Genomic DNA, 17,396 nt, shown 5'->3' on the forward strand with positions numbered 1-17,396 from the left:
TATTTAGAAAATGGTTTTGAAATCATTCTGCTCAAATTTAAATTCTTGCTAAGATTAAGATTGTTGAAATTTGAGATGAATTTTTAAATCATGATTAGTCTTTAACTTTGTATACAGATCCTCTTTCTTTACGCGGATCTCCAACTTTCCCATATTCAAAAGTATATCCATCTTTATCTGTTTTAATAATACGCATGTGGATTGCCTGGCGTTCCTGCATATTTTTTGGATGAAGATTTTTTAATACGAATTCGCAATCGTTAATCCATCGTACTGAAGATGTATCTGTTTTTCCCTGGAAGGTGTCTATTTCTAAACTATCGGTTCTTGTGAAACGGGAAGTTACCATTTCTCCATTTAAATAAGTTTGAAACTCGAATGTACCGGTGCGAAAGTCCTGACATTTTTTTTCTGGCTCAAAGCAGCCAAGAAAAACTAAAGATAGACTTAGAAAGACTAATTTTTTCATAGCACAAAACTAATCTAAAAGCCTTGAAAATTCAATTTTCGAAGGCATCAAAAGTTCCATCTTCATAGAAAATAATCACTTTTGAAATCTTTTTATCGGCTTTATTAGAAAGTTTAGGAATGTACTTATTTTCTAAATGAATATCTGGATTAGAAAATAAGTCATTTTCTGGTTTCGTAATTTTTTGGGAAGCTTTAGCTGAAGATGAAGTTCCCAAATTTTCAGAGGGTATCGGAGTTTCTGTTTTCGGGAAAGTTCCTTTACCATTCAATAGCCAGTAGAGTTCGACTTCAGGAAAAGTTTTTACAATTTTCATCACAAACTCTAAGCTAGGTTTATTTCTTCCAGATAAAAGGTGACTAATAGAAGAGCGGCCAACTTCAATTTTATCTGCAAAAGAAGAGGCTGTAAGATCATAATATTCGATAATCTCCTGTAGTCTATTTGTAAACTCCTTCGTGTTTACCATTGTAAAATCAGAATTAAATCAATCTATTTACAAATGTAAATTAAAAGATTAAATATTGCAAATCACATTTGTGAATTAGTGACTTTGTTTAAACTTCAGGTTTAAATATATGAATATAAATAACTAAAAAAGAATGATGTAAAACTACTATTACTTGTTTTAGGATTAATTCCAAGATTGTTTTTCAGGAATGAATCAACTTTAATCACAATTGTAAACAATTAAATAAGTTAGGTATGTTTACAATTGTAAAATATAGGTTTTTTACTTTTGTCAACATGAAAAAGTACGCAGCTACCATTAAAGATATCATGGATCGATATCCAGACTTTAAACTAAATCAGATAAAAGACAGATATATAAATCAGTCTCATATTCAACCGATATTAAATGAATTTGAAAAGGATGTAGAATTATTCAAAATTGGGTATTCCGCCAATAAAGAACCTATTCATCTTATAAAGATTGGAAGTGGCAAAACAAAAGTGCTTGCCTGGTCCCAGATGCACGGAAATGAGTCTACCACAACCAGAGCTGTTTTAGACGTTATTAATGCGCTTATTAATATAGAGGCTAAAGAAACAAGTGAGATTTTAAACAATATTAGCTTGTATTGTATCCCTATGCTTAATCCAGATGGTTCTAGAAAGTATACTCGGTTAAATTTTAATCATGTTGATTTAAATAGAGATGCACAAAACCTAACTCAGCCAGAGAGCCGTATTCTTAGAAACGCTTTTGATAAAATTAAACCCGATTTTTGTCTAAACTTACATGGGCAGCGTACCATTTTTAGTGCTGGCCCCACAAATAAGTCGGCTGTAATGTCTTTTTTAACGCCTGCTGAAGACAAAGAGCGTAAGATTACAGAAAAGCGTATAGAAAGCATGAAAGTTATTGCTCAAATTGCTGATGATTTAAAGGAAGCTTTACCAGGCCAGATTGGTCGTTACGATGACGGATTTAATATTAATTGCACGGGAGATACTTTTCAAAGCGAAGGAGTGCCAACTGTTTTATTTGAAGAAGGTCATTTTCCTAATGATTATACCCGTGAAACTACCCGAGAATTTGTTGTTGCCAGTATTATTTCTTCACTAAGAAGCATTGGTACAGAAAGTTACAAAAATTTCAACACTGAAGCTTACTTCAATATTCCTGAAAATGACAAGAAATTCAATGATATTTTGATTAAAAACGTCCGAATTATGGATACAATTAAGGATGTGAGTATTCAATATTCAGAAAAATTAGTTGGGAATAAAGTAGAATTTATACCGAAAATTGAAAATATTGAGGATAAAATTGACAAATATGGGCATAAAGAGGTAGATGGGGAAGGTAAAATCTTAGAGATAGCAGGGCAGAAAACACCAGTCGCAAACGTTATAGTTGATAAAATATTCTTAAATAAAGAGATTTTAATGGTTAAATGTGATTAATTCTTCAAAAAATTATAAATACTTCAAAGTTTTTGTATTATTTTTGAACTTCATATAATAAAAAGAAGTTAAGAAAATGGCCAAATTTAAATTAGACGAAACAGATCACCAGATTCTCGACATGCTTATCGAGAATACTAGAACTCCGTTTACTGATATCGCTAAAAAGCTTCTAATTTCTGCCGGTACGGTTCACGTTCGTGTAAAGAAAATGGAAGAAGCAGGAATCATTATAGGTTCTTCTTTAACGCTGGATTATCAAAAACTTGGATATGCGTTTATCGCTTATGTAGGTGTTTTCCTTAAAAACACTTCACAAACCAAATTTGTTTTAGAAAGAATTAATGAAATTCCTTTTGTAACTGTTGCTCACGTAACCACCGGAAAATTTAATGTTTTCTGTAAAGTAAGAGCGCGTAACACACAGCATGCAAAAGAAATTATCTTTCAACTAGATGATATCGAAGGAGTATACCGTACAGAAACTATGATTTCTTTAGAAGAGAGCATTAACGATAAGAAACGTTTAATGCACTCTATTTTTAAGGAGCTGTAAGGAGAGAATACTAAACTTTTATTAAAAACCCTTTAAGCTCTTTTGTTTGAAGGGTTTTTTTATAATTTTAAAACAACTAAACACCAAAATTATGCATAGAGAACCTAAGTTAGAGCGTTTCAACGAAAATGTTCTTTCTAAGTATCAAATTTATAACAGTCTTTTTCTAACCCTACCTTTCAATGACATCCGTAAAACTGGCTCTTTATTGCCACTGTTTCAGGAAGTTTGTGAAGAAGGATTTAAGCAGAAGAAAAATCCCTCTGAAATTGTAGAGGCTTTTTTCAAAAAATATCTTGATGATCCTTCAGAAAAAGAAATGAATGATCTTTTATTTAGGTTCATACAATATATTGAAAGACAGGTAGTATTATTTGATGCTATTGAAGACGCAGCCTTCCCAATTGTAAATAATATGGATGGGATTGGTACACTGCGAAATATGAAAGAAGAGTCTGAATCTCAAAACCAAACAGAAAATTTAAAAGAGTTTTTAACCAGATTTAAAGTAAGACCAACTTTAACGGCGCATCCTACGCAGTTTTATCCTGGTTCTGTTCTTGGAATCATAACAGATTTAGACAAAGCAATTCAAAATGATGATCTTGTAAAAATTAAGCAGCTTTTATCGCAATTAGGAAAAACGGCATTCTTTAAAAAAGAAAAACCAACTCCGTTTGATGAAGCTGTAAGTCTTATCTGGTATTTTGAAAATGTATTTTATCAGAGTGTAAGTAAAATTTACAGCTACATTCAACAAAATATGTTTGATGGAGATAGTATAGGTAACGAAATTATCGAACTTGGATTTTGGCCTGGAGGAGATAGAGACGGAAACCCTTTTGTAACTACAGATATTACACTACAGGTAGCCAAAAGATTAAAAAGTACAATCCTATTTTGTTATTACCGCGATGCTCGTAAATTAAAGAGAAGATTAACTTTTGAAGGTGTTAAAGAAACTATTGAAGAAATAGAAAGAGCCTTGTATGAAGGCGCAGTTTCTGAAGGTAGTTCGGTTAAATTATCACTTGAAGAGTTAAAGAATAAACTACACTCAATCAGAGAGGTGTTAATAAATAAACATCAGTCTTTATTCTTAGATGATGTAGATGATCTTTTAAATAAGGTTAACTTATTTGGATATCATTTAGCAACCTTGGATATCCGTCAGGATAGTGGAGTGCATGAAGAAGTACTTTCAGAAATTATCGCTGTTTGTGAAAAAAGAGGTGATAACCTGATTCCTAAAAATTACCCTGAACTTTCAGACGAGGAACAAATCGAAATTCTTACTAAAGTAACTGGTAATCTTTCAGCAGATGAATTTGATAGTGAAGACGGAATGGGTAAAGCAACCATTTCTTCGATCCATGCTATGAAACAAATTCAAAAAAGTAATGGTGAAAAAGGTGCCAATAGGTATATTATTAGTCACAGTGAAGTTCCACAAAGTGTATTAGAACCATTTGCTTTCTTACGTTTATGTGGTTGGGACGAACCTTCAGTAGATATTATTCCACTTTTTGAAACTGTTCCAGATTTAAAAGCTTCACCAGGTGTGATGGAAATTTTATATAGTAATCCTGTTTATCGTGAACACTTAAAGCGTAGGGGAAATAAACAAACCATAATGCTTGGATTTAGTGATGGTACTAAAGATGGTGGTTATTTAATGGCTAACTGGAGTATTTATAAAGCGAAGCAGGAACTTACCGAAATTTCTAGAAATTATGATATTAAAGTAACTTTCTTTGATGGACGTGGAGGACCACCAGCACGTGGAGGTGGTAAAACGCACCAATTCTATGCTTCTTTAGGTTCAGCTATCGAAAATGAAGAAATTCAGCTAACGGTACAGGGACAAACCATTAGTAGTAATTTTGGAACTAAGGATAGTTGCCAGTATAACCTGGAGCAGTTAATTAGTGCAGGGGTTTCTAACGAGATTTTTAATCAAGGGAAAAATAATTTAACAGGTGAAGATCGTGCTACAATGATCGAGCTGGCAGAGTCTAGTTATAATACGTATATGGACTTTAAAGCACATCCAAGATTTATCCCTTATTTAGAAAAAATGAGTACTCTTAAGTACTATGCTAAAACTAATATTGGTAGCCGTCCTTCTAAGAGAAACAACAATGCGTTAAACTTAGATAATTTACGTGCGATACCTTTTGTGGGAAGCTGGAGCCAGCTTAAGCAAAACGTACCAGGATTTTTTGGTGTAGGAACTGCATTAAAGAAATTCGAGGAAAAAGGAGAGTTTGATAAAGTAAAACAACTTTACAATAATTCGATTTTCTTTAAAACGCTATTGGAAAATAGTATGATGAGTTTAACCAAATCATTCTTCGAATTAACATCCTATATGAAAGAAGATGAAGAATTTGGCGAATTCTGGGAACTTATTCATGCAGAGTACCTGCGCTCTAAAGAAATGTTGCTTAAAGTAACAGGATATAAAGAGCTTATGGAAAACGAGCCAGCAATGCGAGCATCTATCCAGGCCAGAGAACGAATCGTGCTTCCACTTTTAACGATACAGCAACACGCCTTAAGAATGGTTCAAAAACTTCAGGATGGTAACGACAGTGAACGTTTGGATGAGTTCGAAAAAATGGTAACTAGATCTTTATATGGTAACATTAACGCGAGTAGAAATTCAGCATAGATTATGACGGTAGAGCAGTTAAGTGCTTCAGAATATAATCCGTTCTATGAAAATTATATTAAGAGTGTCCCCAAAGAAATTTCTTTGGGGATATTATTTTTAGATAATCTGAAAGAAATTTCAGCACTTTTAGAAGGATTAGATGAAGCTAAATTATCGTATAGATACGAGGAGAATAAATGGACAATTGCTGAAGTTTTACAGCATTTATTGGATGTCGAAAGAATTTTTCAATTTCGGGCCTTAAGTATTGCCAGGAGAGAAGCTCAGCCTTTACAGGGTTTTGATCATGATGCTTATGTAACATTTAGCGGGGCTGAAAATCGAAGTTTAGAAAGTATTAAAAATGAATTCGAAATTGTAAGAAAATCGACATCATTTTTATTTGATTCTTTTACAAATGAAATGCTGAAACAAGTAGGACAAATGAATGGTTCTTCAGCAACGCCAAGAGCGATTGGTTTTATAATTGTTGGACATACAAAACATCATTTAAAAATTTTAAGAGAAAGATATAGCATTTGAAAAATCCCCCCAATTTCATAAAATCTCTAAGAGCTTTTTTTAAGCTCATGGCTAAAGCTTTTTCCAGTTGGAATAAAAATGAGCCTTATGCGCGTAGTGCAACTATAGCTTATTATACGCTATTTTCTTTACCTTCATTATTGATTATCGTGGTTACTTTAGCCGGTTATTTTTTTGGTAGAGAAGCTGTGCAAGGCAGAATCACTTCAGAAATTAGCAGGTTTATTGGTGGGGATGCAGCTAAAGCTATTGAAGGAATGATTTCTAATGCCTGGCTTTCTGATGATTCTACTTTTGCGGTAATTTTTGGTGTAGGGATGTTACTTTTTGGTGCTACGGGAGTTTTTGTTCAGCTTAAACTAGCCATGAATAATATATGGAATGTAGCTGAAAAACGTAGCAATTTTTGGAGTTTGCTTTTAGATCGTGCTATTTCATTTGGGATGATTTTGGTAGTGGGTTTGTTGCTTTTAATTTCATTGGTAATATCAGCGGTATTAAGTCTTCTTAAAGAGCGCATTCATTTTATTGCGCCTAATTTAACGGGAATCATGCTCGATATTGGTAATTTTTTGATCTCTTTTTTAGTGATTACCAGTTTGTTTATGTCGATCTTTAAAATATTGCCAGACATTAAAATTAAGTGGAAAACTACTTTTTTGGGAGCCAGCCTAACAACACTATTGTTTCTAATTGGTGAATTTTTAATAAGTTTTTATTTCGGGAAAAGTGAACCTACTTCAGTTTATGGAGGGGCATCCAGTGTTGTTCTCATTTTGCTTTGGGTATATTATGCCTGTATGATTATGTTTTACGGAGCCGAGTTTACCGTGCAATATGCCTTAGTGAAACATGAAAAAATTCAATTGGGCAAATATGGTGAGCCGGCGATTTATCAGGAAATGGAAAAACTGGAAAAAAAAAGAGTTCAAATAAAAGAGGAAAAACGTATTATCGATAAATTAAAAGAGAATCTTCGCCTATCAAAAAAAAGAAATAAGGATAATATGCCGTAATTCTTTAAAATCGTCACAAATTTTTATCAATTGGTAAATTGTGAACGTTCGATTTTTATCAATTTAGTTCGATGGAAAATTTTATAGACTATATTTTACAATTCGGTCATCTTAATAAACAGCAAGTCGCTTTAATTACCAGTAAAGCAAAGGAAGTCAGTTTTCAAAAGGACGCTTATTTTTCTGAAGCAGGTAAAATCCCCAAACAGGTTGGTTTTGTAATAGAAGGTGTTTTTAGAGGTTGTTATTATAATAATCTAGGAGACGAAATTACGCGCTGTTTTATTAGTGAAAATAGTTTGATGTCAGATTACATAAATTTTGAAGCAAATACTGCATCGTCAGAATATATTCAGGCTTGTACAGATAGTAAGATAATTGTTTTTTCTAAAGAAAGTTGGGAAGAATTATCTCAAACAATTGTTGGTTGGGACACTATGAAGAATAAAATGGTACAATTATGTATGTATCAAAAATCCAGATCTAATCCCGTTATCTCTCAGGATGCAACTACCCGTTATTTAGAGTTTATGGATAATCATCCAACACTTATTAATCGTATTCCATTAAATTACATTGCATCGTACCTGGGGATTACTCAGCAATCTTTAAGTAGAATAAGAAAAAATATAAGCTAGCTTCTTTTTATCATTTGGTAAAAAATCTTTTTCAGAATGACGCCAACTTTGTCTCGAATCTTAAAAATCGAGATAAAATGAAAAGTGTATTAATTACAGGAGCCAATAAAGGGATTGGTTTTGAAACAGCTAAACAGCTTTTAAGAAAAGGATTCTATGTTTTTTTAGGAAGCCGAAATCTTCAAAATGGCCTAGATGCCCTTAATAAATTAAATGCTGAAGGTTTTACAAATGTAGAGTTGCTACAAATAGATGTTACCAATGATTTATCTGTTAATAATGCCAGGCAAAAAGTTGAAGCGAAAATCGACAATCTTGATGTTTTAATTAATAATGCAGGTATTAATGGAGGTAAAGAGCCATACACAGCTTTAACAAGCGAGCCAGAAGAATTTAAAAATGCTTTTGATGTAAATGTGATAGGGACTGCAAGAGTGACAAAGGCATTTATTGGTTTATTAAAAAAGGCTGATGCACCCAGAATTGTAAATTTAAGTACCAGTGTTGGTTCGCTTAGTTTACAAAGCGATACAAATTGGCCGGCGTATAATTATGCTAAATATGCGGTTTATGCGTCTTCTAAAGCTGCCTTAAATATGTACACTATACATTTGGCGTATGAGCTTAAGGATACTAATTTTAAAATTAATGCTGTTTGCCCTGGTTTAACCGCAACAGATTTCACTTTTGGTAATGGTGGTGATGTAGAAACTGCTGCTAAGAGAGTAATAAAATATGCCACGCTAAATGAGGATGGTCCTTCGGGTAAGTTTTTTAGTGAAGAAACCAATCCGGAAACCGGAGAAATTTCTTGGTAGACTAATAATCGAAATTCGATAAAATCAGCTTTATTTTTTTACTGAAGATTTAACGCTTATTAACTAGTAGCTAATTCAATTTTAAAAAGCCTTTAATACAGCTTTTGTGTAATAGTTTTTAATTTTGAGTAAACGCTTAAAAAATTAAAATTATGGAAAAGAGAGTAGCTATTTTGGCAACAGATGGATTTGAAGAAAGCGAACTTACATCGCCAAAAGAAGCGATTGAAAAAGCTGGTTTTACAGCAGATATTATCAGCGTAAAATCTGGAACTATTAAAAGTTGGGATATCGACAAATGGGGTAAAGATTTTAATGTAGATAAGCTGGTAAGTGAAGTAAGTGCTAAAGATTATAATGCTTTGGTATTACCAGGCGGAGTTTTAAACCCCGATAATTTACGTACCAACCAGGATGCAATAATATTTATAAGAGATTTCTTTAAACAAAGTAAAATTGTTGCGGCAATTTGCCACGGCCCTCAATCTCTTATTGATGCTGAAGTTGTAGAAGGCAGAACTTTAACATCTTATCCATCAATCAAGAAAGATCTTGAAAATGCAGGTGCATTATGGGTAGATAGAGAAGTGGTAGTAGACGAAGGTTTTGTTACCAGTAGAACACCAGATGATTTACCAGCATTTAATGATAAATTAATTGAAGAAATTAAAGAAGGAAAGCATGAATATCAACATGCCTAATCCTCTTTAATGAAATCGAGAGAAATGTAAAAAAGGGAGTTTTCGCTCCCTTTTTTTTATATACTAATCTTCGTCTTCTTCGTCGTTGTCTTTTTCCGGAATATCAACGATTGGCTCGTTAAAATCGTCATCATCATAATCATCTTCGTCAAAATTAGCCATCGTATTTTCTAAACGTGTACTTACTTTTACAAGATAAATAGCATCTTCTGTTCTTACTTCAACCGCATCAACCGTTTCTCCCTTCGCATTTTTAAAGGAGATGATGTGGTCGTCATCATAGCCATCAGGATATTTCTCTACCAGAAGGCTTAATATCTCCGGTGTTAATTTCTTAAAGTCAACAATTACTCTTTTCATTTTCTAGGGTTGATTTTTTTGCAATTATAAATAAAAATATAAAATCTTAAAGGCTTAAGATAAATTTTTAATGGAATAATAAATTTATAATAATCAGGCGTTTTTATAAAATTCAAAAGCATTAAAAATTAAACTGTTTGGCACCTGGCAATCAATTTCTGTTTCACCAATATCTTTTAGTAAAACAAAATTGATTTTTCCGGCTTCATTCTTCTTATCATATTTCATTAAATCGATTACCGCATCGATATCTTCTTTAGAAAATTCAACTTTACCATAAAGCGTTACGATACGTTTTGTAATACTTTCTAGCTTTTCCGTAGGGAAATTTTTAAGTTCTTTAGAAAGATATGTAGCCAAAATAATACCTAAAGCAACAGCTTCACCATGCAGCAAAGTTTTCTTTTCGTTATGGGTAAGGCAATAAGATTCTATAGCGTGACCCAAAGTATGGCCGTAATTTAATGTTTTTCGCAACCCATTTTCGTAAGGATCTTCAGCAACAACCTTGGCTTTTATATCTACAGAAACCCGAATTATATCATCAAGGTCCTTAAGCGTAAGTTCACTTAATTGGCCAACTTTTTCCCAATAAGCTTCATCGGCAATAAGACCATGCTTTAAAATTTCAGCTAAACCACTTCTCATTTCTTCGGAAGGAAGGGTTGCCAGATAATCTGAATCTACAATTACCATTTCAGCATTAGAAATTACTCCAATCTGATTTTTAAGATTCCCTAAATCTACGCCAGTTTTTCCACCAACTGAAGCATCTACCATAGAAAGTAGGGTAGTAGGCACATTAATATAATTGATTCCACGTTTAAAAGTTGAAGCCACAAAACCACCAAGATCGGTAACTACACCGCCACCAAGATTAATCATAAGGCTTTTGCGATCACCTTCAAGATCAGACATTGCCTGCCAAACGCCCATACAGGTGTCTAGGTTTTTAAATGGTTCTCCAGCTTCGATTTCAATAATTTCAATAGCTGTTTCAGTCTCTATTTTTGGTAAAAAGGCAGGTAAGCAAAGTTCGTGGGTATTGCTATCTACCAAAATAAATATCTTAGAATGATTATTTTCTTTAAGATATTCATTAATTTTTTTATATGCTTCTTCTTTATAATAAACGGTTCCTTTTGCCGTAGTTGCCATGATTTTGGATCTTTAAAACAGTGTCGAAAATAAGGAGAAATAATTAAATCGAAATCAATATTCAATAATTATATTTGCGTTAATTAACTATATCCCATGATTAGAAAGAAGATATTTAACAATACCAAAACTGCATTTAGATTAAAATCAGATTCAGAGCTAGATAGAGCGATTTTTTTATTTAGCATGATGGGCAGGCCAACTTTAGTAAAATCTGGTATTGCGCTTACAAAAATGTCTTTAAAATTAAATTTACCTGTAGAAGGTCTTATCAAAAAGACGATTTTTGAGCAATTTGCTGGTGGTGAGACAATGGAGGACTGTAAGCCAACCATTAAAACCATGTATGATGCCAAATTGCACAGTATTTTAGATTATTCTGTAGAAGGAAAAGAAACCGAAGAACAATTTGATGCTGCTTTAAAGCAAAAACTGGAATTGATAAAGTTTGCAAGCAAAGAAAAAGAAGTTCCTTTTGCGGTTTTTAAACCTACTGGTGTAGGTAGATTTGAAATTTGGGAAAAAATGACTGCAAAAGTCAGTTTGTCTCCTGAAGAAAAAAAAGAGTGGGAAAACATCAAATCTCGGGTTGAAAAACTTTGTGAAATAGCTTACCAGTTAAAAGTAAGATTATATGCAGATGGTGAAGAGACCTGGATGCAAACCGCCGCAGATGATCTTATGGAAGAGATGATGCGTAAATACAATAAACAGGAAGCGCTTATCTTTAATACTTTACAATGTTATCGTTGGGATCGTATAGAATATTTAAAAGATCTTCACAAAAAAGGTAAAGCTGAAGGCTTTAAAATAGGAGCTAAGATTGTGCGTGGTGCTTATATGGAAAAAGAGAATGAGCGTGCAAAAAAACTGGGATATCCTTCACCTATTTGTGAGAGCAAAGAAGCTACAGATGTAAACTTTAATAGCGTTATGTCTTATTGTTTAGGGAATTTGGATGATATTTCAGTTTATATAGGTACACATAACGAGGTAAGCAATTATTTGGCACTACAGATTATGGAAGATAAAGATTTATCTACTAATCATCCACATATATGGTTTAGCCAATTATTTGGGATGAGTGACCATTTAAGTTATAATTTAGCGAAAAAAGGCTATAACTCGGCCAAGCTTGTTCCTTTTGGCCCAGTTAGAGATGTTGTTCCTTATTTAATGCGTAGAGCACAAGAAAATTCTTCAGTAAAAGGACAAACCGGTAGAGAGCTTTCTTTGTTGCTGGAAGAGCGTAAGCGTAGAAAAGGTCATGAAACAAGACACGATCGTCAGGAAAAAGAGAGTTTCTAGACTATTATCGCGATTTACTTCTTTTTAAAACCGTAATTGCTGTAAGTAATTGTGGCTCTTTAATTTGTTTTACATCTAATTCAGGGAATCGGATTAATTCCCAACGTTTGTCATTATATTCTAAGGCGGTTAGATTTTCAATCCAATCGCCAGAATTCAAATAAAGGCAGGTTCCTTTTTTATTTGTTTTTCTAACGATGCGTGGCTGATGAATATGCCCGCAAACCACATATTTATAGCCATTTTCTATGGCAAGATCTGTGGCGGTTTTTTCAAAATCGTCTATAAATTTAATAGCACCTTTTACTTTGCTTTTGATCTTTTTGGATAGCGAATATTTTTTTCGCCCAATTCTAACCAAACACCAGTTTAAAAAGCGATTAATAAGAATTAAAAAATCATAGCCCCAGCCGCCTAGTTTAGCGATCCATTTGGCGTTTTGTATAGAAACATCAAATACATCACCGTGAAAAAACCAGGCTTTTTTACCGTCGAGTTCTAAAACCAGTTTATCTACGATCGAAAAAGAACCCATAAAAGTTTCGCTAAACTTTCTAAGCATTTCGTCGTGATTTCCGGTAATGTAAATCACTTCAGTGCCGCTAGTGCTTAGATCGATTATTTTCTTGATGACTTCCAGGTGAGATTTTGGGAAGTAACGTTTTCTAAATTGCCAAATATCGATAAAATCTCCATTAAGGATTAACTTTTTTGGCTCTACGCTATCAAGATATAGCAACAATTCTTTCGCGTGACATCCAAAAGTTCCTAAATGAACATCTGAAATCACCAACAAATCAATTTTTCGCTTTCTTCCCAATACAGTCTTCTTTTTTGCAAAGGAAAGGCGATTCTTAGAAAATCATATTAAGCTGATTTTAAACAATCTTCAATTTATTGTTATTCATTTAATAGAGTCTAGAATCTAGAAATTAGATAATAGATAACTTTTTAAACTGCGAACTGAATACTGCCTACTGCCAACTGAACACTATCTACTGAAACCTACTCGATAATTTTCACCTTATCTGAATATCGAACTGGAGCTTCAGGATCTTCTGCTGGGTAACCTAAGGCGATATTGATCGCAACTTCGTAACCTTCAGGAATATTGATTAATTCTAATAGATCTGAATTTTCTTCCAAATTCATAACCGAAACCAAAGTCCCTAGCGGGCAAGTTCCTAATCCTAATGCTTTTGAGCTTAATAAAATATTCTGAAGCGCAATTCCGCAGTCCATATAACTAATGTTACTGCTTTTATCTCTGGCCATCACGATCACGGTTGGCGCGCCGTGAAATATACTAAATCCGGGTTCGCGATAATGTGCCGCACTTCCTTTAAATTCTTTTCCTTCAGCATAATTTAAAAAACGCTGGTTAATTTCATTCAAAATCTCCTGATTCTGAATCACACGAATCTCCCACGGCTGTTTATTCAACGCACTTGGCGCATAGATCGCACATTTCATAATCGTGTCGAGCTGTTCTTTAGCAACTTGCTCATCGGTATATTTTCGGATACTTCTTCGCGAAAGCATATTATCGATCACGGCCGTTTTTCCTTCTAAATTCAACACTTCGGGCGTTTCTGCTTTTTGCTCACAGGCAATTAAACTTAATGCACTAATCGCGATAAGAAAGATCTTCTTCATAATTATATGGGTTGATGCAGTTTTTTACTGAATGAAAAATTAAACTTGAAAATAATATAAATAATATAAATGTAAATGAGATACGGAATGTAACCGTAGTAATGCAGGCTTAGCACTGCAAAAGTGACGGTGAGTACTGAAAGCGTGAGTAAAAATACTTCCTCTATTTTTTTAGGCCAATCGGTTTTTGTTCCCCAGGTTCTTGGCATAAAAACCTGATTGATTTTTGTTGAAAATCCATTCAGAATTAAAATGGAGTACGACATATATTCGAAACCGGCACCAAACTGAATGCAAAGCCCGGCAACTAAACCAATCATTAATCCGTAATAAGATTTTCCGGTGGGAGAAGATGGACTCGATGGCATATCGGTGGCCATAAAGATTCCGCCGAGTAAGATTCCGCCTAAACTATAATTGAGGTTTTGATCTTCAAAGATCCATAGAAATGAAAGGAAGCTCACTAATAGAAATGCCGGAATATGCCACGAAATTCTTCTTCTAAAGATCAAATAAATTCCGCCTAACAATAAAAATACTGCTGAATATTCGCCTAAAGCTCCGGTAGGAACAAAGAATAATTCATTCAAGAATTCGGCCCAATGTGCATTCGGAATAAAATCAAACCATTCAACTTCATATACATACCGAATTCTTTTCGTCGACCAAATATCTCCTGAACTCATCACCAGCGGAAAAAATACCGTCATAAATTCACGCCCCACCAAAGCCGGATTGAATTTATTTTTGCCAACGCCGCCCCAAAGAATTTTTCCAAATAAAACAGCGCAAGAACCACCAAAAGCAGCCACATACCAGGGCGTTAAAGGTGAAATCGTAAATACGAGCAGCAACACCGTGATAATGGCTGAACCATCTAAAATTCCTCTCCATTTTTTTAAAAGGATGCCAGAAAATAGTATTTCGGTTAAAATAGCGCCACCTAAAGCTGAACCTAAAACGATTAAAAACCAGATGCGATAGGTATAAAATGCAAATGCACAAAGTGGTAACAAGGCAATGATCACATCGAGCATCACTTTGCCGATACTATTTTTAGAACTAACAAAAGGGGAGAAGCGCTTATTTTGCATACATCATTTTTTGAAGTTCCACTTTTCCCAACACAATGCTTTGCATCAGCGGTAAATTACTAGGACAAATATATTCGCAGGCGCCACATTCAATACAATGATCTAAGTTGAATTGACTCAACAAATTTTGATCTTCTTGATGACCTTTTACAAACTGCATTGGCATTAAATGCTGCGGACAAACATCTACGCAATACCCGCATTCAATACAATTTTCGATAGATTTTTGCTGTTTTTTAAATAACAGAAGTCCGCCAGAACCTTTTTTAATTGGGCTATCCAAATCGACTACTTCTTTTCCCATCATTGGTCCGCCCAAAACGATATCTACACCTTCAGCATCGATATTTAATTCTTTTAAAATATGCCGAATAGGAGTTCCAATTTTTACACGATAGTTACCAATAGTGTTTACCGCATTTCCTGAAATCGTAATCACCCGTTCAGTGGTGGGGATTCCATTAAAAAGAGCTTCGTAAATCGCTAAAATCGTCCCCACGTTGCTCACCAGATATCCAAAATTCGCCGGGATGCTTCCCTTTGGAATTTCTTTATGGGTAACACTTTTTATGAACTGAAGTTCGCCACCTTGCGGATATTCATTGGGTAATAAATGAATTCTAACTGCTAAGTTTGGATGATTTTTGAAGCTTTTTTCGAAATGTTTTTTGAGTTCTTTATGCTGCTTTTCAATCCCAATGACGATCTCTTCAGGTTGAAAAATTTGATTTAAAACCGCAATGGTTTTCAATAATTTTTCAGTTTCGTGACGCATCACCGCGTAATCTGAAGTTAAATAAGGTTCGCATTCTATTCCATTGATTAAAAGTGATTTGACATTACTTTCTTTAACCTTATATTTAATATTGGTCGGGAATTCTGCGCCTCCAATTCCTGCAATTCCGAAGTCTTTTAAAACCTGAACAAAACGCTCTAAATCTAATTGCTGAGATTCGATAATTTTAGTAGTGATTTTTTGTTGCTGAAAATCATTTTCTAAACTGATATAATGTTCATCGATCGCAATAACTTTTCCTGAAACCGGCGAATGAATCTTAGCTGCGAATTGATGTTCTACATCTTCAGCTAATACCTGATATTGTAAAATTTGGTCGCCGATTTTTACAAGCGGCTGCAAAGTTGATCGGTACGATTGCAGCGGAATTCGATAAACTGAAGCATCTTTTAATTCAGCAATCGGCTGTTTTTTGGTTTTATATTTTAACGACGGAATTTGCATCATAAGCGATCGATCTTTACCGGAAAGTTTTCCGAAGTAATAATTCCGCCTTGTTCGTTAATTAAAAAGCCTTCCATCTTAAAATCCTGCTGAATTTTATGCAAAGTCACCAAAAAGTGGTTGGAAGGGATAGCGAAAAGTCCGGTAGCCAAAACATCGCCTAAAAAACAAGAATCGGTAAGCAAACCAACCTGATAATTACTGGAAGGAGAACCTGTTGTTGCATTGATAATATGCCCAAACTCTTTTCCTTCAATAATGTTGGAGTGCGTATTTCTCGCTGAAGTAGAAAAGCAATTATTCTTTAATTTTAGTTGAAATAGGTCTGTATTTTCAGTTAGATCTGGAACATTTACTTTCCAGTTGGGATGTTCATCATCGTTTAATCCAAAGATCGTACTTCCGCCGGCATTGATCATCGCATCGGTGATGCCATCGTTTTTCAATTTTTTTAAAACCACATCGATCGCGTAAGCTTTTAAAAAAGAACCAGTGTTAATTTCTTGTCCGTTTTCAATTTTAACCCGATTTCCTTCAGTCTGAATGTTTTTATAATTCACTAATTGCTGACTCGCTTCAATTTCAGTTAAACTCGGGATTTTGTTTACTTTATTTCCGTGTAAACCCCAAAGTTTTAAAAGTGGCATCGAGGTAATGTCGTAAGCGCCCTGAAAGTAACCAGAAAGTTGTTTTACTTGTTTCAGTAATTCAACAGTAAACTCATCAACTTCAGTAAAATGCCCGGCGTTTTTATTGATTTTGGAGATGTAGGAATCTTCTGAATATGAATTGTACAATCGATCGATTCGCTCTAATTCAGCAAAAAGTTCATCAAAATAAAAGTCGTGGCAAACTACCGGAAGTTTAATTTTTATATGGCAATAAAACAGGAACCGGGTTTGCGCTTTGTATGGTTTACTGACTTGCGGAAGCGGTTTCTGCGTTATCACTTTCTATACTTGTTTTACGGGTTGGAGTGGCGTTAATATCTCTTTCGTCGATATGAATGGTTTGAAAATAAATATTTTCGTTTGCCAGTTTATTTTCTTTGTTTCGGGTAATTTTTTGCGTTTCAAAGGCTTCATCAAACTTTTTATGATCCTTTTCTTCGGGCGGATCGAGTGAAACCAGAATCCCATCCAGAGTTTTCCGGTTTCCGAAAATTAAAAGTCCGGCACCTAAAAGATATAAGCCCGCCTGTTTTATCAATTTCATTCAGCAAAATTTTGCTTCAAAAATAAGCAATAAGGATAGAGTATATTAGTAGTTTTC

The 17,396-nt window shown here is 34.1% G+C and carries 19 protein-coding genes; 9 read left to right on the top strand and 10 right to left on the bottom strand.

Features of this window, described 5'->3' with window-relative positions:
* Positions 1-94: 94 nt before the first annotated feature.
* Both IIF7_RS05475 and IIF7_RS05480 read right to left on the bottom strand, forming a co-directional pair.
* A complete protein-coding gene (locus IIF7_RS05475) occupies positions 95-469 on the bottom strand; it encodes a DNA topoisomerase IV (protein WP_084840675.1) in 375 nt (124 codons plus the stop codon).
* Between the two features lie 31 nt (positions 470-500).
* A complete protein-coding gene (locus IIF7_RS05480) occupies positions 501-938 on the bottom strand; it encodes a helix-turn-helix transcriptional regulator (RefSeq protein ID WP_084840676.1) in 438 nt (145 codons plus the stop codon).
* A gap of 278 nt (positions 939-1,216) precedes the next feature.
* Here IIF7_RS05480 and IIF7_RS05485 point away from each other — a divergent pair, with 278 nt between their 5' ends.
* From IIF7_RS05485 to IIF7_RS05520, 8 genes are all read left to right on the top strand, one after another.
* A complete protein-coding gene (locus IIF7_RS05485) occupies positions 1,217-2,380 on the top strand; it encodes a M14 family zinc carboxypeptidase (protein ID WP_084840677.1) in 1,164 nt (387 codons plus the stop codon).
* Between the two features lie 76 nt (positions 2,381-2,456).
* A complete protein-coding gene (locus tag IIF7_RS05490; protein WP_013072138.1) occupies positions 2,457-2,936 on the top strand; it encodes an Lrp/AsnC family transcriptional regulator in 480 nt (159 codons plus the stop codon).
* A gap of 91 nt (positions 2,937-3,027) precedes the next feature.
* Positions 3,028-5,610: a phosphoenolpyruvate carboxylase gene (locus IIF7_RS05495; protein ID WP_084840678.1), complete on the top strand. Its 2,583-nt coding sequence runs from the start codon at positions 3,028-3,030 to the stop codon at positions 5,608-5,610.
* A gap of 3 nt (positions 5,611-5,613) precedes the next feature.
* Positions 5,614-6,135 (top strand): DinB family protein, encoded by a 522-nt coding sequence (locus tag IIF7_RS05500; RefSeq protein WP_084840679.1) that lies wholly within the window; start codon positions 5,614-5,616, stop codon positions 6,133-6,135.
* On the top strand, positions 6,132-7,151 hold the full coding sequence (locus tag IIF7_RS05505; protein WP_084840680.1) for a YihY/virulence factor BrkB family protein: 1,020 nt from the start codon (positions 6,132-6,134) through the stop codon (positions 7,149-7,151). Before IIF7_RS05500 ends, IIF7_RS05505 begins: the two co-directional genes overlap by 4 nt.
* A gap of 71 nt (positions 7,152-7,222) precedes the next feature.
* The gene (locus IIF7_RS05510; RefSeq protein WP_084840681.1) at positions 7,223-7,789 is read left to right on the top strand and encodes a Crp/Fnr family transcriptional regulator; all 567 of its coding nucleotides are present in this window, start codon (positions 7,223-7,225) and stop codon (positions 7,787-7,789) included.
* Between the two features lie 77 nt (positions 7,790-7,866).
* Positions 7,867-8,607 (top strand): SDR family NAD(P)-dependent oxidoreductase, encoded by a 741-nt coding sequence (locus IIF7_RS05515; protein WP_084840682.1) that lies wholly within the window; start codon positions 7,867-7,869, stop codon positions 8,605-8,607.
* A gap of 152 nt (positions 8,608-8,759) precedes the next feature.
* On the top strand, positions 8,760-9,308 hold the full coding sequence (locus IIF7_RS05520) for a type 1 glutamine amidotransferase domain-containing protein (protein WP_084840683.1): 549 nt from the start codon (positions 8,760-8,762) through the stop codon (positions 9,306-9,308).
* A gap of 63 nt (positions 9,309-9,371) precedes the next feature.
* Here the strand turns inward: IIF7_RS05520 and IIF7_RS05525 are convergent, their stop codons facing one another.
* Together IIF7_RS05525 and aroB are read right to left on the bottom strand one after the other, a co-directional pair.
* Complete coding sequence (locus IIF7_RS05525) at positions 9,372-9,668, bottom strand: hypothetical protein (protein ID WP_084840684.1); 297 nt, start codon at positions 9,666-9,668, stop codon at positions 9,372-9,374.
* Between the two features lie 93 nt (positions 9,669-9,761).
* The gene (gene aroB, locus IIF7_RS05530; RefSeq protein ID WP_084840685.1) at positions 9,762-10,826 is read right to left on the bottom strand and encodes a 3-dehydroquinate synthase; all 1,065 of its coding nucleotides are present in this window, start codon (positions 10,824-10,826) and stop codon (positions 9,762-9,764) included.
* A gap of 96 nt (positions 10,827-10,922) precedes the next feature.
* Here aroB and IIF7_RS05535 point away from each other — a divergent pair, with 96 nt between their 5' ends.
* On the top strand, positions 10,923-12,134 hold the full coding sequence (locus IIF7_RS05535; protein ID WP_084840686.1) for a proline dehydrogenase family protein: 1,212 nt from the start codon (positions 10,923-10,925) through the stop codon (positions 12,132-12,134).
* 4 nt (positions 12,135-12,138) lie between these two features.
* On the opposite strand, the gene IIF7_RS05540 is transcribed toward IIF7_RS05535, so the two are convergent.
* The 6 genes from IIF7_RS05540 to IIF7_RS05565 form a co-directional block, all read right to left on the bottom strand.
* Complete coding sequence (locus IIF7_RS05540) at positions 12,139-12,954, bottom strand: UDP-2,3-diacylglucosamine diphosphatase (RefSeq protein ID WP_084840687.1); 816 nt, start codon at positions 12,952-12,954, stop codon at positions 12,139-12,141.
* A 185-nt stretch (positions 12,955-13,139) separates the two neighbouring features.
* Positions 13,140-13,790: a nitroreductase family protein gene (locus tag IIF7_RS05545; protein WP_084840688.1), complete on the bottom strand. Its 651-nt coding sequence runs from the start codon at positions 13,788-13,790 to the stop codon at positions 13,140-13,142.
* Positions 13,791-13,792: 2 nt separating this feature from the next.
* On the bottom strand, positions 13,793-14,884 hold the full coding sequence (locus IIF7_RS05550) for an RnfABCDGE type electron transport complex subunit D (protein WP_084840689.1): 1,092 nt from the start codon (positions 14,882-14,884) through the stop codon (positions 13,793-13,795).
* Entirely contained in the window at positions 14,874-16,127 is a 1,254-nt protein-coding gene (rsxC, locus tag IIF7_RS05555) for an electron transport complex subunit RsxC (protein ID WP_084840690.1), read from the bottom strand. Before rsxC ends, IIF7_RS05550 begins: the two co-directional genes overlap by 11 nt.
* Positions 16,124-17,074, bottom strand: a complete 951-nt coding sequence (locus IIF7_RS05560) for an FAD:protein FMN transferase (protein WP_084840691.1) — start codon at positions 17,072-17,074, stop codon at positions 16,124-16,126. Before IIF7_RS05560 ends, rsxC begins: the two co-directional genes overlap by 4 nt.
* Positions 17,040-17,339, bottom strand: a complete 300-nt coding sequence (locus IIF7_RS05565; protein ID WP_084840692.1) for a hypothetical protein — start codon at positions 17,337-17,339, stop codon at positions 17,040-17,042. The genes IIF7_RS05560 and IIF7_RS05565 overlap by 35 nt, the downstream gene beginning before the upstream one ends.
* Between the last annotated feature and the right edge of the window lie 57 nt (positions 17,340-17,396).

It is taken from the genome of Zunongwangia atlantica 22II14-10F7 (genome assembly GCF_002094855.1).
In the GTDB taxonomy this organism is placed as follows: Bacteria; Bacteroidota; Bacteroidia; order Flavobacteriales; family Flavobacteriaceae; genus Zunongwangia; species Zunongwangia atlantica.